The organism is Haliscomenobacter sp., assembly GCF_965225875.1.
In the GTDB taxonomy this organism is placed as follows: Bacteria; Bacteroidota; Bacteroidia; order Chitinophagales; family Saprospiraceae; genus Haliscomenobacter.
Map to the genome: position 1 here is coordinate 1,953,313 of NZ_CBDDBS010000002.1, position 24,353 is coordinate 1,977,665.

General features: G+C 45.6%; 13 protein-coding genes. 4 read left to right on the forward strand and 9 right to left on the reverse strand.

What is annotated here, in order from left to right:
* Nucleotides 1–188: 188 nt before the first annotated feature.
* Nucleotides 189–629 (forward strand): DUF2141 domain-containing protein, encoded by a 441-nt coding sequence (locus ACO08K_RS10530; protein WP_421796352.1) that lies wholly within the window; start codon nt 189–191, stop codon nt 627–629.
* Nucleotides 630–750: 121 nt separating this feature from the next.
* Nucleotides 751–2,988, forward strand: a complete 2,238-nt coding sequence (locus tag ACO08K_RS10535; RefSeq protein WP_421796353.1) for a PKD domain-containing protein — start codon at nt 751–753, stop codon at nt 2,986–2,988.
* 250 nt (nt 2,989–3,238) lie between these two features.
* Here the strand turns inward: ACO08K_RS10535 and ACO08K_RS10540 are convergent, their stop codons facing one another.
* The 3 genes from ACO08K_RS10540 to ACO08K_RS10550 form a co-directional block, all read right to left on the reverse strand.
* Nucleotides 3,239–3,442 carry a hypothetical protein gene (locus ACO08K_RS10540; protein WP_421796354.1) on the reverse strand — a complete coding sequence of 68 codons (204 nt, stop codon included), beginning with the start codon at nt 3,440–3,442 and terminating at the stop codon, nt 3,239–3,241.
* 31 nt (nt 3,443–3,473) lie between these two features.
* Complete coding sequence (locus ACO08K_RS10545; protein ID WP_421796355.1) at nt 3,474–4,232, reverse strand: hypothetical protein; 759 nt, start codon at nt 4,230–4,232, stop codon at nt 3,474–3,476.
* Between the two features lie 206 nt (nt 4,233–4,438).
* A complete protein-coding gene (locus ACO08K_RS10550) occupies nt 4,439–4,690 on the reverse strand; it encodes a hypothetical protein (RefSeq protein ID WP_421796356.1) in 252 nt (83 codons plus the stop codon).
* Nucleotides 4,691–5,048: 358 nt separating this feature from the next.
* On the opposite strand from ACO08K_RS10550, the gene ACO08K_RS10555 reads away from it, so the two are divergent.
* Both ACO08K_RS10555 and ACO08K_RS10560 read left to right on the forward strand, forming a co-directional pair.
* Complete coding sequence (locus ACO08K_RS10555) at nt 5,049–5,777, forward strand: EI24 domain-containing protein (protein WP_421796357.1); 729 nt, start codon at nt 5,049–5,051, stop codon at nt 5,775–5,777.
* Nucleotides 5,778–5,824: 47 nt separating this feature from the next.
* A complete protein-coding gene (locus ACO08K_RS10560) occupies nt 5,825–6,706 on the forward strand; it encodes a hypothetical protein (protein WP_421796358.1) in 882 nt (293 codons plus the stop codon).
* Nucleotides 6,707–6,710: 4 nt separating this feature from the next.
* On the opposite strand, the gene ACO08K_RS10565 is transcribed toward ACO08K_RS10560, so the two are convergent.
* The 6 genes from ACO08K_RS10565 to ACO08K_RS10590 all read right to left on the reverse strand — a co-directional run bounded on the left by ACO08K_RS10565 (nt 6,711) and on the right by ACO08K_RS10590 (nt 24,270).
* On the reverse strand, nt 6,711–7,076 hold the full coding sequence (locus ACO08K_RS10565; protein WP_421796359.1) for a YraN family protein: 366 nt from the start codon (nt 7,074–7,076) through the stop codon (nt 6,711–6,713).
* A 133-nt stretch (nt 7,077–7,209) separates the two neighbouring features.
* Complete coding sequence (locus ACO08K_RS10570) at nt 7,210–11,127, reverse strand: HYR domain-containing protein (protein ID WP_421796360.1); 3,918 nt, start codon at nt 11,125–11,127, stop codon at nt 7,210–7,212.
* A gap of 561 nt (nt 11,128–11,688) precedes the next feature.
* On the reverse strand, nt 11,689–12,627 hold the full coding sequence (locus tag ACO08K_RS10575; RefSeq protein WP_421796361.1) for a PorP/SprF family type IX secretion system membrane protein: 939 nt from the start codon (nt 12,625–12,627) through the stop codon (nt 11,689–11,691).
* An 84-nt stretch (nt 12,628–12,711) separates the two neighbouring features.
* Nucleotides 12,712–18,579, reverse strand: a complete 5,868-nt coding sequence (locus ACO08K_RS10580) for a cohesin domain-containing protein (protein ID WP_421796362.1) — start codon at nt 18,577–18,579, stop codon at nt 12,712–12,714.
* A gap of 34 nt (nt 18,580–18,613) precedes the next feature.
* Nucleotides 18,614–19,417, reverse strand: a complete 804-nt coding sequence (locus ACO08K_RS10585; protein WP_421796363.1) for a T9SS type A sorting domain-containing protein — start codon at nt 19,415–19,417, stop codon at nt 18,614–18,616.
* Between the two features lie 203 nt (nt 19,418–19,620).
* Nucleotides 19,621–24,270 carry a T9SS type A sorting domain-containing protein gene (locus tag ACO08K_RS10590; RefSeq protein WP_421796364.1) on the reverse strand — a complete coding sequence of 1,550 codons (4,650 nt, stop codon included), beginning with the start codon at nt 24,268–24,270 and terminating at the stop codon, nt 19,621–19,623.
* Nucleotides 24,271–24,353: the final 83 nt, after the last annotated feature.

Genomic DNA, 24,353 nt, shown 5'->3' on the forward strand with positions numbered 1-24,353 from the left:
ATGGATATTGGGGTGTTTTTGGGATTTGAGTGGAAGGGCAATTTTTTTCTAAAAAAGGACTTTTTTTGAGGCCTTTCTTGCAGCCATAAACTAGCTTTCGAAAATAGTGAATACCGTAAGCAAGGAATTAGGATAAAAATATTTGTGCCAGTTTTTTAGTTATCTCATGGAATCAAGAAAACCCAAAAATGATAAACTTAAAATATCTAACCACCACTTTTTTATTCTTTGTCCTTTTTGCTACCCATTCAAATTGTCAAAATAGCGGCGACATAACAGTAACTATATCTGATTTCGAATTTTCAAGAAAAGGCCAATTAATTACCATGATATTTGAATCTGAAGAAGGTTTTCCTTCCAATCTAGGTAAAGCTGTTAGATCTGTAAAATCAAGAGGTGATGATATAGGAAAATGGGTTAGTACATTTGGAAAACTATCATTTGGAGAATATGCGGTTGTCGCTTACTATGATAAAAATAGCAATAACAAACTCGATAGAAATTTTTTTGGATCACCAAAGGAACCAATCGGTACTTCCTGCAATAGAAAATCAGGAAGGTTAAAGTTCGAAAATGCCTCTTTTAAATTAGATGGGCAAATGAAAGAACTTAAGATAAAATTATACTGAAGACCTTCTTGAATAAGGCGATTAATTCAAATTATCAGAAACACTGGTGAATGCTTTGCAATTACTCTTTCCCCAAAATTCCGTAAATTACCCTCTCCTACAGTCACCAATTCAGCAGTTTATGGCCCAAAAACTCCTTTTTATCGCCTTGTTCTGTTTGGGATTGACCCATCTCCACGCCCGCCACCTCATCGGTGGGGCCATGAGTTATCGCTGCCTGGGAGGCGGTGAATACGAGTTTACCCTGCGCTTGTACCGGGATTGTTATTGCCTAGGTTGTCCGCCCATTGATGCGGAGGCTTACATTGGCATTTATCGCTGTAGTCCAGGGCAGTGTGGCAATCAGTCCAATGTTTATGGCAGTGTGAATGTGCCCCGGCAGAGCCTGCGCAACATCCCTCCTACGGAGTACCCCTGTTTGGTTCCTCCCGATGTGTGTGTGGAAGAAGGCGTGTATATCTTTCGTTATTTACTGCCACAGTCAACCATGAGTTACCACGTGTCTTTTCAGCGCTGCTGCCGGGATGAAACCATGAGCAACATTGCTTTACCTGGTTCGACGGGTGCTACATACACCGTAGAAATTACGCCCGAGGCCCAACAAGTGTGCAACAACAGCCCGCAGTTTTCCATCGTTCCACCCACGGTAATTTGTGCAAATGCGCTGTTGGAGTACGACCATTCCGCCGAAGAAATGGATGGAGACAGCCTCGTGTATGAATTGTGTGCCCCCCTGGCTGGCGCGGGCAATGCCAATGGGCAACTACTCACTTTCACTTGTTCGGGTTCCACGCCCCGGCCGGCTTGCCCACCACCCTATACCGAATTGTTCTACCGCAATCCCTATTCGGCTGCCGAACCAATACTCGGCAATCCAGTATTAAAAATTGATCCCCGCACTGGCCTTATCACTTTGAGGCCTAGTGCTCAAGGGCGTTTTGCCGTGGGTGTTTGTGTGCGTGAATACCGCAAGGGCGTACTACTGAGTCGAGTGACCCGCGACTTCCAGTTCAATGTCACCGATGGCTGTAATCCCAAACTCCAGCCTGATGTCAAAGAAGATGCAAAACTGGCTGAAAAGGAATTTTTAATCCGCTCCTGTGGCAAAACCCTGGTAGACATTACCAATGAAAGTACGCCGCGCGAATCCATCAAGTTGATCAACTGGAGTTTTGACCTCAAAAAAGGCCCGGCGGCCCAAAGCAACCAATGGAATCCTCAGATTCAGTTTCCCGATACGGGGCGTTATCAAGGCAAACTGCTGCTCAACCCCGGCTTTGAATGTGCCGATTCAGCGAAGGTCATAGTCCACGTTTTACCATTGTTACAAGCTGATTTTAGTTTTGACTACGATACCTGCAAAGCGGGGGAAGTGCAGTTCCGGGATCGTTCCATTGCCCATGCCAAATCCATCCGGGAGTGGAACTGGTTCTCGGGGGAAAGAGGTACAAGTACCCTCGCCAATCCAAGTTTCCAATATGAATATCCGGGGATAAAAAGGGCACGTTTGACCGTCCGTGATGCCAATAGTTGTGTTTCTACGATTCAAAAAGATGTGCGTTATTTTCCCGTGCCTAAATTGTTGTTGACCACCCCTAGTTCGGCAGAATTGTGTGAGCCGGGGCAGGTTTATTTCCAAAATCTCTCCACTCCCGTAGATACCACTTATCGGATTGAATGGAAATTTGGCGACGGAGGCGTTTCCCGCAAGCATAGCCCCAGTTACACCTATCCGCACGACGGGCTTTATTCGGTGGCGCTCAAGGTGGTTTCACCAATTGGGTGTGAGACCGACACGATTTATCCCGATTTAATCCTCATCAAACCCAGCCCTCAGGCCGCCTTTGCCATTGAGCCACCGGAAGTCACCAATGTCTTTCCCGATTTTCAGCTAAAGGATCAGTCAACCGACGCCCTGCGCTGGTTGTGGCAGTTTGATGATGGCCGCCAGTACACGGATCACAACCCGAGCGCGGCTGCCCGCGAGCTGGGCACCTTGCGCATCACCCAATTTGCTTACAATAACTTTGGCTGCCAGGATAGTACCTCTCACGTGTTGCGCATTTTACCAGAGGTGCGCTATTTTTTACCCAATGCCTTTACGCCCAATGGCGATTCTGTTAATGATGAATTACGAGCAGTTGGAATTTTTGAGGGCATGCGCAATTTCCGCATCAATGTGTGGAATCGATGGGGGGAAATGGTGTTCCAATCCAGCAACCCGCAGGATACCTGGAATGGCTTGAAATTTAATCAGGGGAGCGAACTTCCGGTTGGTGTGTACACCGTTTTGGCCAGCTACCTGGATCCCAAAGACCAAATGATCGAATATCGAGGATTTGTTACTTTATTGCGGTGATTCTGCTGCGTGGGTAGCAAAATAAAATATAAAATAAAAAACAGGTCAATCAAGTTTTACACTCAATTGACCTGTCTGGGCGTTTGGGGGTTAAGCTACATCATCAATCAGTGCAGCATGACCAACTCACTAAAACTTTGATTGTTCTCTCCAAAATTCAACACTACATAATACAGACCACGGTCTAAATTGCTTACATCAAAAGAAACAACATTGTTGGTCTTGAAATAATTAGAACTTTTTGCACTTGCTACATCAAAACTTCAGAACTGGCTATTTGAGGTACATTGGCGTAGATGTTCCAGGTGCGGTCTTTGGATATTCCGCAGGCGTTGGAAGCAATGAGTTTAAGTGTTCCGTTGGATGTTCCGCTAACGGTTACCGTAGATTGATTGCTCGCACCAGTGATAGAGGTACCGCCAGTGGTACTCCACGCGAAAATATTAGCATTCACTGAGCCTGCTCCTGATATAGAGTTTTAAACTTTAAAAATGATAATTAAAAGAAAACTGCATCACTGGACTGAACCCTAACTGAAAGTCTTCGTCATTTCTTGGAGAGCTGGGCCCTACTATAAATCCTAGTCCTCCAATGCTTGGACTATTAAGCGCTCCAAATAAAAAATTCGTTGTTTTTGTGAACGAAGTTTCATAATAGAAGCCAGCTTCTGTAGCTACTGAAAATGAGCTATTCAAAAAATACTGCACTCCAAAACTTTGTCTAAATCCCACCGCAAGCGTTTTACGTTGATCATATGTAGTTGCAACAATATAATCCCCTGGACGTAACGTGGAATTTATATAGTCCACTCCCTTTTGGAGATGTGGATATTCCCAGCGGTATTTTATAAATGCATCACTTGCTCCGTACCAAAAAAACCTTGAATTTGAATTTTTTCGCCCTATTTGGTACTGCAACCCAAACCAAGTACTCGTATACAGTTTGGTGTCAACCAATGTATACTTAATGAAAAATGAATAAAGCGTATCATAATAGGGATGAATGTACCTAAAGTGTTCACTACTTGAATTGTACATTGCGCTCAATCCAAATCGTAATCCCACCCTCGGTGAAATATGCTTCTTTAGCATAAGGGTATAGGGTTCGTCCTTTAAGTTCAGTGGGCGCAAACCAATCCCAATCTCCCAATTGCCTTGCTGAGCATTGGAAGTGAAAATGATTATCATCAGAAAATACAGGGTAGTAATGGCCTTAAGCCATGTCGTTGGGATGACCTTTTTCATTGCATTTGAATTTTGTACGAAAGATTGATGTATATTTCGCTCTGGCGAATTCAGTTGCCACAAAATCAGGCCATCATTCTATATGGAGGTACCAAACCACGGGCGGATCCTACTCGTGGTTTGGTATCCTAACCATTAATGGTGCTTCAAAAATAGGGTGGGCACTTGCAAAAATCTTGCAAGTCCAAGATTTTCTTCAAAAAAATTCAACTACCGTTTTTACCCGACAGTACCAATCCACTAAAATCCAATCCTCGTTCATTGACGTAATAGTAGCTCTGTTGAACCTTGCAATAAGCGATCTCTGCACCCAAATCCTTGAGTGCATCCAATAAGTAGTAGACCTGCCGCGGAGAAATGGCTAAACGATAGGACAATGACAAGTAATTTCCAGTGCCCTTTCTCAAAATGAGGCCATTTAGACGGTCTAGCAGTTGTAACTGTTCAGATAGTTTCATAGTGTACTTGGGATAGGTTAAAAATCTCAAAAATGATCCAATACTAATCCATTATAAGGTCAATAAGTTCTCACCGCAGAGTATACTTAAAAATAGTTGATGATAATCCGTTTTGTCGTTTTGATGTTGTTATAGCACGCTAATAAATGCAAAAAAAAATGAGTATCCAAATTTTAACAATTAAAATGGATACTCTTTTGGTCTTTTTGTATCAAATTTTTTTTCACTCGCAGCAAGAGCATTCACTCAATTGATCGAATATCGAGGATTTATCACTTTACTCCGTTAAATCTTCTGCATAGGTAGAGGAATAGTGGCGTGTTCAGTTGATCTACTGTATCTTTAATCACAAAAAACCATGTTTGTATCCTTCATAGCTGGGGTTAGCGCTTATGGACGTGCGCTTCAATTGTGTTTCAAGTACAATTTGTGGATTTACTTTTTCGTGCCCGCCTTGCTGTGTATCCTTCTGGGAGGGGGTATGATCTACGGCGTCTGGAACGTTTCGGATGACCTGGGCAATTGGATGGCCGGTTTTTGGCCCTTTAATTGGGGAAAAAGTTGGGTCGACAATGTGGGACAAGTGTTCGGAGGGCTGGCCGTAGGGGCTTTCGGTTTCATCATTTTCCGCAATCTGGTGCTAGCCATTGCGGGGCCGTTCATGAGTTTGCTTTCGGAGCGGGTGGAAAATCGGCTCCGTGGACAGGCATCTGCTGCATTTAAGATGAATGCTTTTTTGAGCGATATGGCGCGGGGTATCCGCATTGCCATTCGTTTGATTGTACGGGAGTTGTTTTTTACAATAGTCTTGTTTCTGCTCGGTTTAATCCCTGGTTTGGCCGTCATCACTACTCCACTGATTTTTATCGTACAGGCTTATTACGCCGGAGCTGGAAACATTGATTTTGCGCTGGAGCGCCATTATCGGGTGCGGGATAGCATTCGTTTTGTGCGCCAAAATCGAGGGCTGGCGATTGGGAATGGAAGTGTATATTTGTTGTTGTTGCTTTCAGTGGTTGGCTTTTTGGTGGCCTTGCCGTTAGGTACCATTGCAGCTACGGTGGAAACGGTGAAAAGAATTAAATAGTGCTGACAGCTGATTGCTCATTGCTGATAGCAAAAAAACCTAAAACCATGAAAACCCATTTGAATCTCCTCCTTCTTCTCTGGCTGTGCTCCAGCTGTGCCCAGCTCAATTACCTGGATCAAGCGCAAAATGCCTTTAACCAAGGGGCCAGTTTGGAAACCAACCTCAGTTTTGGCGAACCCGCTTTGTTGGGGCAACCCTCAGCGGCGGGTAGTCAGGCCATGAGTTTGGCAACACCCGATTTGTGTTATCGCCTGGCTTACGCACAAGTCAATAAAGCTCTACTCAAAGACAGTAAACTCAAAGCCGATGGCGTGTTGGTCAATGCCCATTCCCTGCGGGCGCTGAGTGCCTGGAAATTGGGGCTGTATGCCCAGGCTACGGAGAGCGCCCTGGCTGCCAAAATCGCCCTGCAAGATTCTGAGGTGCCTCTACCCCGTGAAGCCGCAATGATGACCGCCCTCGAAGGACTCATCCAGGCGGATCAGGCATTTCTGGCTGTGCAAAAGTTGAAACTGGACCATCAAAAGCCAAATGTTTCAGATGGGCTCAACACCATGGCGAACATCCGCAAACAATACGAGGCAGACATCGTCAACAGCAATGGAAGTGGAAAAATTGATAAAGCCCTGAGCATTTTGGACAAGGCCAAACTGGAAGTTCCAGGCCGGGCCGACATTCAGACCTATTTCATTATGTCGCAATTGGCAGCACTTAAAACCTGGCTGGATGAACTGGACCAGATTTATAGCTTGCTCAAAACTTTTAATCTCAGCGGCAACAACAATGATTTGAAGCGTTGGTTTGATCAGGAGAATGATCGTTTTACCCAAAAGCGAAATTTGTATATGGGTCAGTTGGCGCCTTTATTGCCCCAACAAAAAGAAAATGTAATGTACAAACGCTGGGAAGAGTGGTTGTTTAACTAAGCTACTACAATCCTGGCCAAAACGCATCTTTCAAATACTCCAATTTGGTTTTCCCGTCATCGCGCAGGATGATACTGATGACGTCGAAGCGGATTTCGCCTGGGTGTTCTATTTTTTCGCAATAAACCGAAGCAGCACCTGCCAACATTCGTTGCTGCTGTGGGGTAATAAAAAACTCCGGCGGTCCGAAGCGATCAGAGCTGCGGGTTTTGACCTCTACAAAAACGATGGTGTTGCCTTCCTGGGCAATCATGTCTACTTCGGCGCGCCCCGTGCGCCAGTTTTTGGACCGGATGGTCAAGCCTTGGGCTTCGAGGTGTTGTTGGGCAAGGGTCTCGCCTTTTTGGCCCAGAATGATATTGTCTGTCATTGCGCCTTATTTAAAATAATTTATTCGTTTATTTTTTTCAAAAATAAAAACTTTTTCTATTAAAAAAACAAAAGAGGCAGACTTTTGAAAGTCTGCCTCAGAATACCGTTCAAAAACATAGATTTTGGGACTATTAATAAGCCGTATAGATCATTCGTTTGCTCGCCGTAAAGGAATCGCTTGAAAGCTGGTAGTAGTACACACCCAGTCCGGGCAGTGTTTGCTTCGGTACTTTCAGTTCGTTGTACCCCCTTTCAAACTTCGCGGAGTGTTTGAATACCAAACGGCCCGCTGCATCAAAAATGCGGATGTGCGCATCCTGCGTTTTTGGCAAGGAAAAAGCAATGTTCGTTTCTCCAGTAAATGGATTCGGGTAGTTTTGGTACAAATGAATCCCCTCCCCTTTTTGCGTTGTAGATTCGTTTACCTTAAGTAGCACTTGCATCAGTTCGCCCGCCTGGTTGTAGGCCTCTGATGGAGTTGGGGCTTCTTTGAGGGACAGTGCAGTGGCCAAATCAGCTGCCCGCAAGGCTTTGAAGCGTACAGAAAACAGTTGACGTCGACCATCGGGCACCTCATCTCCTTTATTGTCCCAACTGGTATTGAGCAAACCGGCTTTTAGGTCAGCAGTACCCAGGTTGCCTTCATTCCACTGGGGCAGTTCGCCCTTTTCGGTATCTAGCAATTGCAGCAGGTGGTGGTCAAAATCCAGTGTGAACTGGAACCCTTGCACCTTTGATACATCCTCGGCACTGAAGTCTACGGTAATTTCTTCACCAGGTTCAAAAGTTTGATTGCTGGTTTCCACGATGAGTTCCCCATTGGTGGTTCGGCCATCGGTATTCGCGAGGCTATTGGGTTTGGCGCTCATGTTCACGTCGCCCACCTTGATGCCTACAAAGTCAGCACGACCTTCTTTGGACAAGAAATTATTAAGGCTTTTGGCTTCCGGGAAGGTTGCTTTCAGTGGATCCTGACCTTGAGGAAATTTGAAATTGGCATCAATAAAGCGCCAGGAAGTATTCCCGTTGGGGAAACTGGTTTCCATGTTCAGAATCAACTTACGTAGGCGAATCAAATCTACTGTAGAAATATTGCCTGACTTATCAACATCCGCAGCAATATGCTGATATGGCGTTTTGAGCAAGCTCAAACCCAGAATATGTTTTTGGATGATCACCAAATCTATCGTTGTCACCCCATTGATGGGGTCTTCGGTTTTTTGTGGTACAATGGTATAGTCACCGCCCAGAGGCACTTCGGGCAAGGTGTAATTTCCATCCACCCCGGTAGCTGTTTTGCCCAATTGCTTACTGCCCGAAATCGCGACAGATTCAATTTGGACTCCTGTTTCTGTTCGTATGTTTCCTGCGATTCGGCCTACGGTTTCACCTACTGGAGGACATAACTTTCCATTGTCCTGTATATCGATGAAAGTAGTACAAAAAGCTCCGTTGTTGAGCGTATCATAGACCCAAAGTTGGATGGCTTGCCGACCAATATCGGCGCAAGTAAAGGTGATTTGTTCAACAGGATTGGTGAGCAAGCTCCCGGAACCCCGGCGGATGGCAATGCGGGTTGGTTTACCACCACAATCATCATAACTTCCTGCATCAAACAACTTGGCATCGATAATTGCCGCAGTTTGGCCATCTTTGCTGTCCAGCGTAGTAGATAAACCATTGAGACATTGTGCTACTGGTGGCTTTTTATCGATCACCGTAATGGTCATCGAACCTAGGGTAGCATTTCCACACTGATCCACGGCCCGGAAATTGATCTTGTGCTTACCTACAGGATACGTACCAGATGCCAGTGCACCTTTGAGGTCGGCGTATTTGCCGTCATTGGTAATCGTTACGTTGCCACCACAATCAGTACCTGTAGCTGCCAGTGTAGTCACCTTGATGGTTTTGCACTGTTCGGTCAAAAAGAAAGTGGTGTCTTTGGGTACCACCAGGGTTGGGGGCGTACGGTCCTCCACTTTGATCACCTGGGTAAAGGAAAAGGTCGTTTTTTCTGGTTCGGCAGGATTGTGGTTGCACCAGTCAATGACCGACCATTTGCGGAAAATTTTAAAACAGGTTTCATTTTGGGACTCAAAACGTTTGTCTTCATGGCTAATACCCACGGTTCCGCAAATTGGATGAGTTACTACTGGCTCCCGGTTTTCAAGTGGTAGGTCTTTAGGGTCAGTTTTTCCTCCACACCCAACAATTGTAAAGTCTTTCGGCCATTTGATCATTTCAGCGGTCAACTTGTTGTTGTTGACAATGGTGATGGTTTGACTACAAGTAGCTGTACGCCCTTTCCAGTCCTTGGCGGTAAAGCTACGGGTGATTTTACCCCGATTGCATTCGGCACGTTCGTAGTTGCTGGTAGAGTCCAGGGTAAAGGAGCAGTTTTCGAGTACAATCGGGCTTCCAAATACATGTAATTGGGTAATATCCGTGGTACATTCAACCACTTTGTTAGCAGGGCACGTAATGCGCGGCCCCAACTCATCGCGGATGGTTACGGTAAAATCACAATCGTTGTATTTGCCATAGAGGTCCCCGCCCTGGCGTTCACGAGCTGGATCAACCGGGCCGTTTCCAGGGTCAACTTCATACACCCGCAGTGTAACTTTTACATTTTGGCTGTCTACATCATTGCAACAGAATACCGCGTAGTCATCAAAGTACTCCTGGTAATCGGGAGTAGAAGGACTATCGTCACCATTGATTTTGTTGCAAGAACCTGCTACCCAACGGCGGGCTTTGTAGTACAGGCGCGTTTTGCAGTTGTCTTTGCTGCCTTCATCAAAACTTTTCGCTTGAATGAAAGCGACTCCACCTTCGGGTAAAGAGATGATGTTGTTTTTGCGGCACACTACGGTAGGCACTTCTTCATCTACGATGGTAAGTGTGGTGGTACAAACGGAAGAGTTTCCACACAAATCAATTGCAGTATAAGTGAGGGTATGTGTACCCAGAGGCACATTGAAGTGAGGGTTAAAGCCAGAGCTTCCGTAAGAAGCCCGCACTGAAACGGCTGGATTTGGGTCGCAGTTATCACTTGCAGTAAGTTTAGGCAACTGCACTACAGCGGTACATTGACCCGGATCGGTGCCCTTGCGGATAGGAGCCGGACAAGTCAGGGTTGGAGCCACCTCGTCTCTTACCTGAATGACCTGAGTGGCTTCCCGCACAGCTCCCGTACAACGATCTAGTATCGTCCACTTACGTGAAATTAATCGTCCCAGTCCTTCGCAAATTTTAGTCGTATCGTCACGGAAGGTAATCACAAAATCGCAGAAACCGTTACTCCTGAGTTTACGACCTTGAAATGTTGGAACACCTGTAATGGAAGTATCCGCGCTGGGTCGGTCACAAGGTAAATTCACCAAACCTGGAATCGTCACATCTGTTACGCCAATTTTTTTCAACACTATCTTTTGCAGACAAGTATCAGCGTTGCCCGAGGAATCACGAGCAATCCAACTCCGACGGATGTAGACGGCGGTATCACTGCCACAGCGGCCTCGTAGAAATAAGTCTTCGTAACGCAGGCGCACAGTACGGTTGATGTTGTCAATTACTCTAGGGCGGCCCAGTACATTTGCACTGGTATCTGCGGCACAGAATAAGGTTGTATCCCGGCAAAAGATCTCCGGTGCCTGAGTATCAAAAACCTGAATGTATCCTGAGCAGTTGAAACTAGTAGCATTATCTCTTACCAGGACAGTTAAAACTTTCCCGATTCTTCCACGTACACTTATTGTCAATGGGTCGGCACCATTGGCAATAAATTCTCCATTTTCATCTACAACGGTAATTGTTTTCGCTCCTGAACAGGTAGAGCTTGCATCAACGATCAGCTCACTTCCGATGTTTACCTCACCAGTGGCCCCAACACTAATGCGAACGGGGGCGTTAGGAGAAATACTTTTACACACCAATTGGCACTGGGCTGATACCGTTTGGCTCCAGAACATCAGGACCGGAATCAAGATCGGAATCCATCGCGTCCATCCTCCTAAAAATGGAATGTACGGTGTTCTCTCATTCATGGCACTATGTTTTTGACGGTTTCGAATTAAGAATTTTTAATATTCAATTCCAATACCGTGCCAAAGTGCCTTTTTAGGGGCAATAAAAAGATAAGTATTTCATTTTTCCAAAGGATTAGATGAGTAAACGGTTCATTTTAAGTTTCTTATCTAATCCTTTGGCTCAGAAAAAATGAACACTTATTTTTGCCCCACTACTAAGTATTTTTTTATTTTTTTTTACAAAAAAAAAGCCCCCTTCACAACCGAAGGAGGCCATCCCAAAAACCGATTTAAGTATATTCTTGATGCATTTTCAGGGCGCCACACTGGGCACACTACAAGCAATGTGATTCAATAGGAAAAGCAAGAAACAGGTATGTGGGAACGGAATATAGCCTTTTAAGGTTACTCAAACAGTTAGAGGAGGGAACGAACTGCTGAATAGATATTAACGAGCAACAAATATCAAAATTTTATTAAATAAACTCAATACCCAATTGTTGGTATTTTGGAAAAAAAATGATTCCCGGATGAATTAAACCTTGATTATTAAGGAGTTTCATCCGGGAATATTTTATTTTATCTTCTGCCGTAACGGCTTCCAGGCTTGTTTTGAGGTCCTTTGAACCCAAAGGCCAAAGTTACTTCATGAGAGCCTGTAGAGTATTGTTGCAAATCTTGCATCGATAAATCAAAGGTGTAGAAAAAGCGGAAGCTCTCCGATATTTCTGAGCCAATCAACGCACCGATGGTTTTGAGTGAGCGATAGGACAAGCCCGCGATCAATTTGTTGTCGAGGATACCCGCTTTGAGGTTGATATCGACGTTGAACGGAGTATCTTTGATCTGGCGCACCATGATCGAAGGCTCCAGACTCAGTTGATTATTTGACAACTCAAACTTATGCCCGACCAGGAATACATAGTGCTGAAACAAGCTGCCTGACCCCTCATTTGTGCCAATGTTGTTCAGTCGCTCTGCAATCAAGTTGGTAAAGCTCAAGCTGGCATAAGTATTTTCATAAAAGCGGGCAAACAAACCCAAAGAGGCATCAAATTGTTGACGGCCATTCACGGCTGCTTCGATGATGTCATCTCCGGCCTGGTAAATGGGTTCTGGTTCACCCAATACATTATTGCCCACTGATACCTGGCTGAATTCGGTTGAAAAACCGATGGCCAGTTTGACATTTTCATTGACTTTAAAGCGGAAACCTGAATTCAGGCGGGCCCGTACCCGGGAAAGGCGCGCAGCACTTTCACCCATTACTGCAAGTCCAAAACCAAAAGTATTGCCCATTGGGCCGTGGTACTGTACCCCTACGTTTTTTGGCGCATCGGGGAAGCCAATCCATTGGCCACGTGCGTTGAACTGAATTTGGTGTGTCTCTTCAAAACCAGCAGCAGCTGGGTTGATGAGAATTGGAGCCAAGTTGTAGTGGGTAAAAATGGCTTCATCTTGAGCCCAAAGTAAAGCTGTTGGCAACAGCAACAATATAAGGTGTAACAATTTTTTCATGGTCAAAATCGGTTGATGGTTCATGGAATATTGTTAAGATGCCGGGGCAAACATTGGGATGCTGCCCCGACACAAAAGGCTTGCTTATTCTTCTCTCAGCAGCGTAATTGATCCTCTTGCCTGTATTTCTTTGCCATCGGCGTTCTTGTAGTCCAGGATATAGTAATAGGCACCTTCTGGAAGTTTCTCACCACTTTGGGTGGTGCCATCCCAGTCATTGTTGTAATTTTCTGCTTGGTACACCAGTTGTCCCCAACGGTTGTAGATAAAAATCTTGTTGCCAGGGAATTCTTGAATACAGTTGATCAGGAAAGTCTCGTTCGAACCATCTCCATCTGGAGAGATTACCGAGCGGATATCCATACAGGGCAAACGGCGGTCTTTCACTTCGATTGCACTTACATCAGGAGTTGACTTACAACCTCTTGAGTCGGTCACCTGTACAAAGTACTCACCTGGGCAAAGGCTCTTTACAATCGAGTCCCCACTGGTTACTGGTGCATTCCAACGGTAAGTATAGGGTTTAACTCCTCCCTTTGCCAAAGCCAACACCTGGCCATTACAGCCTTCTGTTGCATTGATGCTCTGGATTTGTACGGTAATTGCGCTTGGTTCCTTTATTTCAAAGGATTTGGTCACAGTACAATTGTTCTTGTCGGTAATGGTAATGGCATAAGCGCCTTTGGACAGACCCGTAATCCGGGGAGTACTGCGTCCGTTGCTCCAGGCATAGGTAAACTTGCCTCCGGCCAGACCACCTTCCACCTCTGCTGCAAGTTCTCCGTCCCGACTACCAATACAAGAAACGTCGGTAATAAAAGCACTAACATTCAAAGCTTCCGGAGCTTTAAACTCCACCTCTTCCTCAACGCTACAGCCCAAGCCATCGGTAATGCGTACGATATAATTGCCTACTCCAGCATTGTTGAGTACTGAATTAGAAGCAACCAAGTTCCCATTCAACGACCACTCGTACACATAAGTTGGTGCACCGCCACCATTGGCGCCCGTTGCGCGAGCCGAACCATCTTTGGCATTGGCGCAGCTCACTGCAAAGCCGTTAAAGCTTGACAGGATTTGAATGTTGGCCGTCAACTTTGAAGCAGTTGTAACGGTGTATTGTTTTTCCAGGCGCAAGCCAGAGTTCTCTCTGATCACCAAGCGGTATACCCCAGCAGCAACATCACCCAAATCTTCCGTTTTCGAAATGGTATCCCCTCTGGCACTCAACCAGGCATAACGATAAGGCGCAGCACCGCCTAAAACAGTGATGTTCACACCACCATTGTCATCATCAGGGCAGCTGGTATTGACAATCGCTGCACTTACAGTGAAGGTTGTCAAAGCAATGGGCTCAAAAGATTTGCGGCAACCGTTGGCATCAATCACAGAAGGAACAAAGTTGCCTTCACACAAATTGATGATCTGGAAGCCTACATTTGGGGAATTCCAGGAAACCTGGTAGCCAGGAGTACCACCAGTTATAGACAAGGCAATACTTCCGGTACAGCCTGGATCTTCTGAATCGTGACGAACTGCAAAAGAAGAAATGGCCAATGGATCGGGTTGCTTTACAACCACAGAGCCATCGAATACAGTGTTTCTTGAATCAGTGACTTTATAAGTATAGGTCCCCGCAGCGAGGTTTTTGCGTTCAAAAGCACCCAGCGTGAGGTTTTCTGGTTGACCATTGTTAAATGCCAAGGCATAAGGACCAACCCCACCCAAAACTTGCAAACGAACTGCGCCACTTGCTTCACCATTACATTTGTTGCTGGTGATATCGCTCGTAACCGAAAGAGGAATTGTAACCAATTCTACCTTAAAACAGCCAGTCGAGGTACAACCTACCAAATCGGTTACTGTAACACAATACTCTCCTACAACTAGTCCACTCAAATTACTGGTAGTGCTATTGTTGCTCCATTTGTAGGTGTAACCTGGTTTTCCACCTGTTACAGTGAGAGAAATTGCACCATTTGTACCTCCGGGCACATTAACGTCTGTGACAGTACGGGCAATTTTGATTTCGGCCAGCACAGGAACCAGTGCACTACCGGTGACCGTATTGTTTTGGCTATCGGTTACTGTTACAGTGTAATTACCCGCTGCTACATTACTCAGGCTCTGGGTAGTCAAATTATTGGCACTCCACTTGTAAGTATAAGGCCCGACACCTCCTGTTGCTTGCAGGCTTACACCACCATTGGTTTGGCCAAAACAAGCTTCGGTAACCGTCAGGTTTACTTTCAAGCGTTGTACAATTGAGGCACACATTGTAGTTAAACAATTGGTATTGTCAGTTACGCTCACACAATATTGACCAGCAGTCCCCAAATTGCTGATGTCTTCCGTTGTAGCCGTAAAATTATTAGGGCCAGTCCAACTGAACTTATAAGGAGCTATCCCTCCGGAAATGGCAATGTTTACTGCGCCATTGGTTGCATTTTGGTCAAAATTAACTGGGTCAATAGAAGTAATGCGTACACTTTGCTCGGTAGGAATAGTCGCCGAAGCAGTAAATGTACAACCCTTCGAATCCGTAACGGTATAGGCATAGTTACCTGCCGCTACGTTGCTCAATTGAATGGTAGTGGCATTGTTTGCCCATTTGTAAGTATATGGCGCTGTGCCACCAGTAGCGGTAATTGTAGCTGAACCGGTAGGTGTTCCATCACACTTGGCAGGCTGAGTGGCAGCACTGGCATTGAGTGCAGCAGCAGGTTGAGCCACCGCCGTTGGATTGGATACAGCCCGACAGCCATTGGCGTCGGTTACGGTGAGTGTATAATTACCAGCTGCTACATTTGTCGGATTTGCAACTGCCGCGAGGCTTCCGCTCCACGCATAGGTCAGAGGGGTAGTGCCCCCTGTAACTGCTGCAGTTAGAGAACCGGTAGCCTGTCCAAAGCAGTTGGCATCGGTCTTGGTGATACCTGTAATTGCCAATGCAGCAGCAGGCTGGGTAACATTAAACGTGCCAACAGCAGTAGCATTAGCAGCATCGGTTACGGTCACGCTGTAAGAACCTGCGGCAAGGTTACTCAAATCCTGGGTTGTCGCGTTATTGCTCCATTTGTAAGTATATGGAGCAGTTCCATTGCGCACTTCTATGTTGATGGCGCCTTTACTTTCTCCAAAGCAAGGAACATTGGTGATTACTGCCGGAGAAACGATCGTCGGTGCATTTGGATTGCCGATAGAAACCGTACCATCAACCGTTGCAGGAATAATGGTCTTTTCAGCAAGATCGTACGCTTCCCGAGTTTTAGTTTTATCAATGCCAACAGTCGATGATCCGGCAGTACCTTTGATGGTAAAGCACATCCGTAGAATCACGGCATTGTCTGGTAAAGTAATTCCGGTGAGCTGATTATCATCCCAAGAAAATGAAATGAACCCAGTGGTATTGTTTACATTGACGTTCGCTGCGGAAAAATTCCGTAAAGTAGCATTAAAGTTGTCATTGGATTTATGCGTAAGAAAAGCTGGATCAAATTTGATCGCAAACTGCATCCCAATGAGGGCCTTAAAATTAGTGGTTGTCAAATCTAGGCATACATCCGTATTGGTTGCACCACTTGCACTGCTCACTTTAAAAGTAAGTTCGGTGGTCGCAGTTGTAGTTATTGTCACTGTTCCCGCACCAGTTTGTACACCTGCTGGCAAGTTATTTGAACGAGTAACGGTCAAACCAGTAGTACTGAAATTAACTTGTGAAGTACCCGCTTTTAGTGAAGTAAAGCATACGTCAAAAATATTAGAGGTACTAGCCAGGGTTACTCCACCGGCAGTTGCAGTGCTCCAATTGACCTTCAACGATCCAGCAGTTACTCCGCCTGTTCCAGGAGGTGTAAATGAAGCCTGAGTAAGACCTGACAAACTGAGATTGGTTACACTTTTGAATTGTAGTGCAGTAGCATCATAAGTCAGGGTGCCTGCAAGTGCTGAAATATTGGTGAAGTCTACTACACTTACTTTGACACAAACGTCCTGTCCCACTACTCCCGATTGGCTACTCACATTGAGTTTAACATCGGGTAGATTAGAAACACTGCCAATGGTAATGGTGCCTGGCTGTCCTGTAAATGGTAATTGATTGTTATCCTTGTCCGTGACTTCAGGAGCAGGACTTGTAGCGAAAGTAACGTTAGAGGCTACATTTGTAACCTTTCCTTTGAAACAAACCTCAAAGAGCGTAACTCCAGTTGCCAGGGTGATGCCAGTTACATTCGGATCATTCCAGGATAATTTAATGCTACCCGCAGGGTTCGTGCCCACCCCTGGCAAACCGAAGGAAGCTTCGGTGAGGCCGTTGAGGTTGAAGTTTTTAACTGCGGAATACTCCAACTGAGTAGTATTGTAATTGATGGTGAACTCCAAACCAATCAAGTTGGTAAAGCCACCTGCTACATTCACTTTGATACAGGTTTCCTGGTTGGTTGCAGGAACAGTGGCGTCGGTGAGATCAAGTGTTAATCCTGTTGTTCCCCCGCCACCAGTGCCAACTGTAATCGTCCCAGACTGGCCACTGAAGGTAACCGGTTGGCTATCTTTGTTAATGATTTCGGAGGTACCACCGAAAGTAACCGTTGAAGTAATGTTGTTCACTTTGGGGGTAAAACATACCTCAAAAATGGCTGTGCCATTGGGCACAGTCACCCCAGTACTCACATTTGGGTCATTCCAGGACAATTTGATTGAGCCCAGCGGAGTTCCGCCAACTCCAGGTTTGCTGAAGTTTGCATCCGTCAAGCCAGCCAAGTTTAGATTTTTTACAGATGCAAAATCCAGTTGAGTAGAATTGTAAGTAATCGTATATTCTACACTCAACAGGTTGGTAAAATTGGTAACATTTACCTTTTGGCATACCTGCTGACCTACGGTGCCTGTAGCATCGGTTATATCAAAGGTAGCAGGGCCAGTAGTACCAGTTCCACCCGAAACGGTGATGATACCAGAGGTCCCGTTTAAGGCTACGGTTTGATTGTCCTTGTTTTGCACCTGTGCTCCCGAAGCGAAAGAAACAGTTGAAGTTATACCCGCCAGTTTTGTGGTGAAACAAACATCAAAAACCGAGGTACCATTAGTCAAAGTGTTACCGGTGGTCGGGGTTGTACTAGTCCAGTTCATGGCTATTGTGCCAGGAGTGGAAGAGTTAAAGGATGCCGCCGTCAGCCCGGCCAAATTAAAGTTTTTGACTGAAGCAAAACTGAGCTGAGTCGTATTGTAATTGATAGATAGTTGAGTGCTCTTAAGATTGGTGAACCCAGAAACGGAATTGACTTTCAAACACACTTCCTGATTGACAGCAGGGGCGGTCGCATCCGAAATGTCCAAAGCTAAAATTCCGCCAGATCCGCCACCGCCACCACCGCCTGCACCGATAGTGATAACAGCGGGTTGCACCGTGTTGTCTACTGCAACGTTTTGAAGGTTTTTATCTGCTACTTCTTGATACACAAAGCGGATGTTGGTTGAAGCATCCAAATTTGCTGCGGTGAAGCAAATGTCAAATATAGCAGTCCCATCGGCGAGGGTCACCCCTGTGGCCTGGTTGTCAATCCAGGATACCCTCAAGGTTCCGCTCGGGCTGTTGTTTGTCCCCCCGGCGCTTAAGCCTGCAAGGTTAAAATTTTTAGCTTCTTTAAAAGTGAGGCGGGTAGAGTCGAATTTAATCAAGAATTGCAATACAACAATGTCTACGAATCCCGCCACTTTAACTTGTGCGCAAATCTCGCCTCCTTTTTGAACCGTTGCGTTGGCAATGGAAAAGGAGAAGCCCATGAGTGACTCGTCAGCTGGGACGATTTCTATGGGTAAATCTTTATCGCCAATTGTAGTTGACGAATTGTTGGAAAATGCTTGGAATGGAGTGAATATGGCCAGTAATATAAAAGCTATTGACCCTATCTTCACCCCACGGAGCAGGTGTGTAATAATCGGTTTCATCTTTGTCGGAATTTGGGATAAAGTGAGTTAATGATTACTGCATAAAAATCACTGGTTGCAAAGTAAATGACGTTCCCTGGTACATGCGGACAAAATAATTGCCCGGGGATGGAAAGACTGATTTTGGCAATAATAACTCTTGCTTACCGGCTAAATAAGAGCGTTTTTCGGTATGGACTACCTTACCCAGAACGTCTACTACCTCAATGTCCAATTTACCTGCTTCTTGCAAGGTAAATTCCAGCGTAAGGTTAGCATTGAATGGATTGGGATAAGCCCTGTTGACGCGAAGTTTATTAGGGTCACTAGCAAAAACGGTTGCGCTGGTTTGGGATTTGATAACCACAACGCCATTAATGTATTCTGCATTTATCGTAGAAAAAGTAGTATCGATGATTTCTTTCTCCAAGGTAGGAGATTCAGCAATTCCCACAAATGAAATTGGGCTTTTGGAGCCAGGTTTTCCAATAACTTTAAAATAAATAGAAAAGAGAGTAGTGTTGTCTTTTAAGGTTACACCAGAAATTCCTTCCTGCCACAAAAATCGAAGCAAGCCATTCTTGGTATTAAGGTACCCAAAATGATCGTTTTTGCTTAAGGGAATCCCAAAGTTACCGATAGAGTCAAAGCTTATCACAGCCGAGTCCCAGGCAACTGCAAAGGATGCCCCGATGATTTTTTTGAAGCCTGCTACTTTGACGTTAGCGACATAGGTTTTGGCGCTACTTGGAAGAGTATCTTTGTTAGCAGAAATACGGGTAAGCGTTTGTGCATTACCCTGGGCTAAGCATAGGAATGTCACCGCCCAGCATAGGAGTACTTTAATAGTTTGTTTCATATCATGGGATTATATAAGTTCCTAAACGAGAAACTTTAAACCAATGCGAAGGTAATGAAAATTTGAAAAAAAAAGAGAAATTAAAAGAATTATAACAGAAAAGGGCAGTGCAAATGCACTGCCCTCTCCGTTTGATCGGTAGAGACGCGATTAATCGCGTCTCTACCTCATCCTCCCGCGAATAAATTCGTGGGAATCATAGATTATTCAACAATAATCATCTTCTTGGTAGCAGTGAAGTCGTCAGCTTCCAGGGTGTAGTACAACACACCAGTAGCGTTCAAATCAGCAGCTTTCAAAGTGATTTGGTTGAAACCTTTAGCATAATCAGCACGAACGGTCTTCAACACACGGCCAGTCACATCGCTAACAGTCAGGGTAGCAGCAGCAGCCTTTGGCAGGTTGAAGCTGATCACTGTTTCTGCATTGAATGGGTTTGGCGTGTTTTGCTTCAGTTCGAAACCTTGAGCAGCTACATCAGCACCTTTGAACTTCAGGGCAACATTCAGTTGCTCGTTGTTCTGGTTGTAAGCTTCAGCAGAAACTACGCGGTTCAGACTCAAAGCGTTGCTCAATTGAGCATCAGCTTTTGCACGCAACACCAAAGTGAACAGTGCACCTTGCTTAGCTTCACCGTTCCAGGAAGTAGTGATTACACCTTCGTTGGTGAATACACCAAAGTTTTCTGCTTTTGCAACACCGTAAACGATGTCAACCAGCTCAACTTTGCTCTTGTCCAGGTTCAATGAGAACTGGTAGCCTTGGATGTCTTTCAACTCAGCAGCATTGAATTCAACACTGTATTCCTGACCAGCCTTCAGGGCAGCATCAGCAGCATTGATGTCCAATGTTCCAGCAGTACGAGCTTCTGCAGCAGCAGCAGCACTTACCGTTGCACTGGCGTTAACGTCACCCACTTTAACAGCTACGAAGTTTGCAGTTACGTTAGCAGCGATGTCGTTGATGTTCACAACTTCTGGGAACGCAGCAGCCCATGGGTTGCTTGGCGTTGGGAAGCTGTAAGCAGCATCTACGAATCTCCAGGAAGTGTTGTTCTGGAAAGTTTGATCGATGTTCAGGATCAACTTACGCAGGGCAATCAAGTCCAGAGTAGTGATTGACTTAGAGTTGTTCACGTCAGCAGCAATCATTTTGTATGGGCTGTTCAAAGCCTGTACATTCAAGATGTGCTTTTGGATCAATACCAGGTCAAAAGTAGATACACCATTCAGGTGGTTTTTGTCCAATTGTGGAGTAACCGTGAAGTCAGCTCCTTTGCTCAGGTTAACGAAAGAGTAACCACCGTTAGCCGTAGAAGTAGCAGCCTGAGAAGCAGCACCACTCAAAGTGATGGTTGCACCTTGCAGGTTAGCATTGCCTTCAGTTGCGATAGTACCTGCGATTGCAGCAGCAGAACCAACTGTTGGGCAAACGCCACGGTTGTCCTGAACTTCAACATAAGTTACGCAGAAGTCATCCTTGCCGGCTTCATCCCATGCGTGCAATTCAACCAGAATTACTTTGCCTTTGTCAGCACAAGTCAGGTTCAAACCAGTTTGAGTAGAAACTACTGGGCTACCTACGCGGTTCAGCGAGTACTTGGTAACCAGTTTCAAACCATCTTTGGTTTCTGGGCCTTGGCCGTTGCAATCGTAAATCTTAGAAGCAACGAAGTCAGATGCCCATACTGCCATCATACCACCACCGTTGCCGTCAGACATCAGTTCAGTGCTCAAGCCGTTGATACAGATTGGTGCTGGACCTTTGCAGTCTTCAACTGTGAATGGAATGCGAGTTGCAACACTCAGATTACCACACTCGTCACGTACAACTACGATCAGGTCGTGCTTGCCTTGTGGCAAGTTAGCAACGTTGATCTCGAACTGGCCGTTGCCCAAATCTTTGGTGCTCCAGCGTGGAGTAGAGTACAGGATCATTTTGCTGGCATCCAAAGTCTGACCAGGAGCAATCATCAGGTACTGAGTTTCCAGGGTCACTTTGTCAGAACAGTTGTCCTTACCAGTGATCACCATTTTCAGGTTGGCCAAACAATCGCCACCCTCACGGATGCAGAATTTGCCTGGGTCACCAGTTACAACTGGACGAGTGTCATCGTATACCTTGATGATCTGAGTATAGATGAAGCTGTGGTAGAACTCACCAGCTACACCGCAATATGGTGGAGTGAAGCGGATGTCAGTAGAAGGACTTACGGTCAAGTCCTTAGAAATGTAGAACTCTTCTACACCATCACGACGGTTGTCTTCGCGGTCACGAACCAATACATAGATTGGGTCTTTGCCATAGTTGCCAAACACGTCACGAGGAATGATCGAGATGTTGGTTTGCAGCAGTGGGTCACCACAACGGTCGTCGTAAGTACACCAGTTGATTACAGAGTAAGTACGGAACAACTTGTAGCACTCATCGTCAGATGCATCGTAACGCTTGTCGCTTACGTTTACAGCCAAGATGTCACAAGCCAATTCGTCGGTGATAACGGTATCAATGATTGGAGTCTTGCAATCGGTAGATACGTCTTTAGGGAAGCAGATGTTGTATTCGTGTACTGGCAGAATGTTGACACGCTGCTTGCAAGTTACGCTGATTGGGCCTTTAACCGTTTCTTTGGTCAAAGTCCAGATCCGGTCGATCCAGCCATAGCCACACTTCAATTTCTTCTCAGTAGTGTAAACAGTATCCAGAGCAGCACAATCGTTGCCAGAAGGAATGATTACATCACCGAATGCAGCAGCAGATGTTTTGATATCATCGATCAAAGCCAGGTTTTTGTCATCGCAATAAACGGTAACATCCCATGGAGCCAAACAAGTTGGAGCCACTTTGTCTTCGATCAACACGTCATCCCAGCAGTAGTTGGTGTTGCCATATATGTCAGCACCCCACAATTCGATCGTTACGCGCTCTGCCAAATCGCAGCAGAAGAACTCAACGATGTCTTGTAGTGGAGTCATCAACTTGCCACCCTTCAGGATGAAAGTTTCGCCGAAGTCAGCCAAATCGCCGTCGCCGTTGCTGTCAAAACCGTCCGCTTTGGTCCAGTCGCCATCAGCTGGCAGAGGGTCCAATTTGCCGTTGTTGTTGGTGTCGTATCCTTTAGCAATGAAGCTAGCTGCACAAGCAGTTGGCACGTTGCGACGTACTGCAATCCAAGCCAGTTTGCAGTTGTCCCAAGAACCTTCGTCGATGTCGTCAGCGCTAACTTGTGCATAACCGTTGGTGTAACCATTGGCGTTGCTCAAAGTGATGTGCAGGTCATCGTCACACTTCATTACAGGTGCAATCTTGTCCTTAACTTCGAAAATGAAGCAGCAGGTAGAAGCATTGTAGCAACCATCGAATGCGTCAATCACCATCAGGTGCTTGCCCACTGGAAGGCCGATCATCATGCCGTTCATTACAGCATATTCAACTTTGTCCCAGCAGATGTCTTCTTTGTCGCAAGCGCCCAATTGGTAAGCATCGTGGTCACCACGCAGTTCGCCTTTGCGAGCAACATCATTACAGAGCGGATCTTCTGGTCCTTCGTAAACCAAAATACCTTTTACATAACGATCTTTGGTGTAAACACTTACACTTACATTACCCAGTGCACAGTTGTCTTTGATGGTTACACCAAAGGCAGTTTTGATGCCAGCAACAGTTACTGGAATGGCTGCAGTGCAATCCATTGGGCCAGTAGAAATGTCGTAAGGAGCACCATGTGCATACTCACAAGTTGGAGCAGTGAAATCACCGATTTTGATCAGGATGTGGAAAGTATCTACGATACCACCTGCACACCAGTCAAATACATACAGTTCACGATCGATTTTAACACCTTTGCCGCCACAGATTGGGAACTCAGTGTCTTTGATCGATACAGAATAGTTGCACTCAACCTGATCGATGAACAAACAACGTGGGTTAGAAGGAGGATTGTTGAAGTAGCTGCATACATATGGAGTTACATCTTCCTTCTTGATCAGGCTCTTGTCTGGAGTACAAGAGTTGTACTCAACAACATGATCGTACTTACCTTCTGGATTCTCATCCTTGAACACAAAATCGCTCAGGTCTGGACGAGTGAAGTGGATTTTCTGTGTGTAGTCAGAACGCATGCCGTTGCAATCAGTAGCTACCCACTCGCGAGAGATCGTAGCATAGATGCCGCCATTAACCTTCATGTCATCACAGTTGTAGAAAACCACTTTGTCGCTCCACTTCAGGGTTACCCGGCAACCACAGTTGTAGCAGTTGTCTTTGAAGTAAGCATAACCCAGGTTTTTGATGTTGTCAGAAACCAGGCCTGGAGGAATCAAGCCCAATTGGCAGTTGTCACCAGTTCCAGCAACACCTTCAGCGTTGTTGATGGTTTGGCTACCCGTTGCAGCAGGACGTGGAGAGCTGGTTGAACCTACGTTACCAATCGTCAAACGATTGTTCAACACGTAGTTTACATCGTAGCAATCCAAAGTGAAATCAGCAGGAGCACACACCAGAGCTGGTGCAGTCTTGTCTTCTGCAGTTACTTTACCCCAGCAGATAACAGTTGCATCTGGAGAGGAGCTTGAGAACAAGCCGTAAGTCCAAACACCAGCACAGTCGATAACTGCACCGTTGCTTTGGTTGTTGTCCATAACACGTACCACAGCGCCGGTGCAAGAACCGTCGGATACCAAGTTACGGGTAAGAGTGAATTGGCAATTGGCATCCAAAGTAACTGTCACATTGTAACAACCGCAATTGGTTGACTGTGCAGTCAGGTTGGAACCAAAAACCAGTGTAGCCAAAACCATCAAGCATGCGCTTGCAGTTTTGGTCATCCAGCTAGTAAAGGTCATTTTTCCCATAAGATTACAATTTGAGAAACAATGTTGGGTTAAAAAATAATGTGAATTAGAATTAGCCTTAGGTCGTAAGCACAAAATTGTTC

What these genes read in the sequence shown, in the direction of transcription:
- ACO08K_RS10530 (WP_421796352.1), top strand. Translation starts at nt 189, where the DNA reads ATGATAAACTTAAAATATCTAACCACCACTTTTTTATTCTTTGTCCTT.
- ACO08K_RS10535 (WP_421796353.1), top strand. Translation starts at nt 751, where the DNA reads ATGGCCCAAAAACTCCTTTTTATCGCCTTGTTCTGTTTGGGATTGACC.
- ACO08K_RS10545 (WP_421796355.1), bottom strand. Translation starts at nt 4,232, where the DNA reads ATGAAAAAGGTCATCCCAACGACATGGCTTAAGGCCATTACTACCCTG.
- ACO08K_RS10550 (WP_421796356.1), bottom strand. Translation starts at nt 4,690, where the DNA reads ATGAAACTATCTGAACAGTTACAACTGCTAGACCGTCTAAATGGCCTC.
- ACO08K_RS10555 (WP_421796357.1), top strand. Translation starts at nt 5,049, where the DNA reads ATGTTTGTATCCTTCATAGCTGGGGTTAGCGCTTATGGACGTGCGCTT.
- ACO08K_RS10560 (WP_421796358.1), top strand. Translation starts at nt 5,825, where the DNA reads ATGAAAACCCATTTGAATCTCCTCCTTCTTCTCTGGCTGTGCTCCAGC.
- ACO08K_RS10565 (WP_421796359.1), bottom strand. Translation starts at nt 7,076, where the DNA reads ATGACAGACAATATCATTCTGGGCCAAAAAGGCGAGACCCTTGCCCAA.
- ACO08K_RS10570 (WP_421796360.1), bottom strand. Translation starts at nt 11,127, where the DNA reads ATGAATGAGAGAACACCGTACATTCCATTTTTAGGAGGATGGACGCGA.
- ACO08K_RS10575 (WP_421796361.1), bottom strand. Translation starts at nt 12,627, where the DNA reads ATGAAAAAATTGTTACACCTTATATTGTTGCTGTTGCCAACAGCTTTA.
- ACO08K_RS10580 (WP_421796362.1), bottom strand. Translation starts at nt 18,579, where the DNA reads ATGAAACCGATTATTACACACCTGCTCCGTGGGGTGAAGATAGGGTCA.
- ACO08K_RS10585 (WP_421796363.1), bottom strand. Translation starts at nt 19,417, where the DNA reads ATGAAACAAACTATTAAAGTACTCCTATGCTGGGCGGTGACATTCCTA.
- ACO08K_RS10590 (WP_421796364.1), bottom strand. Translation starts at nt 24,270, where the DNA reads ATGGGAAAAATGACCTTTACTAGCTGGATGACCAAAACTGCAAGCGCA.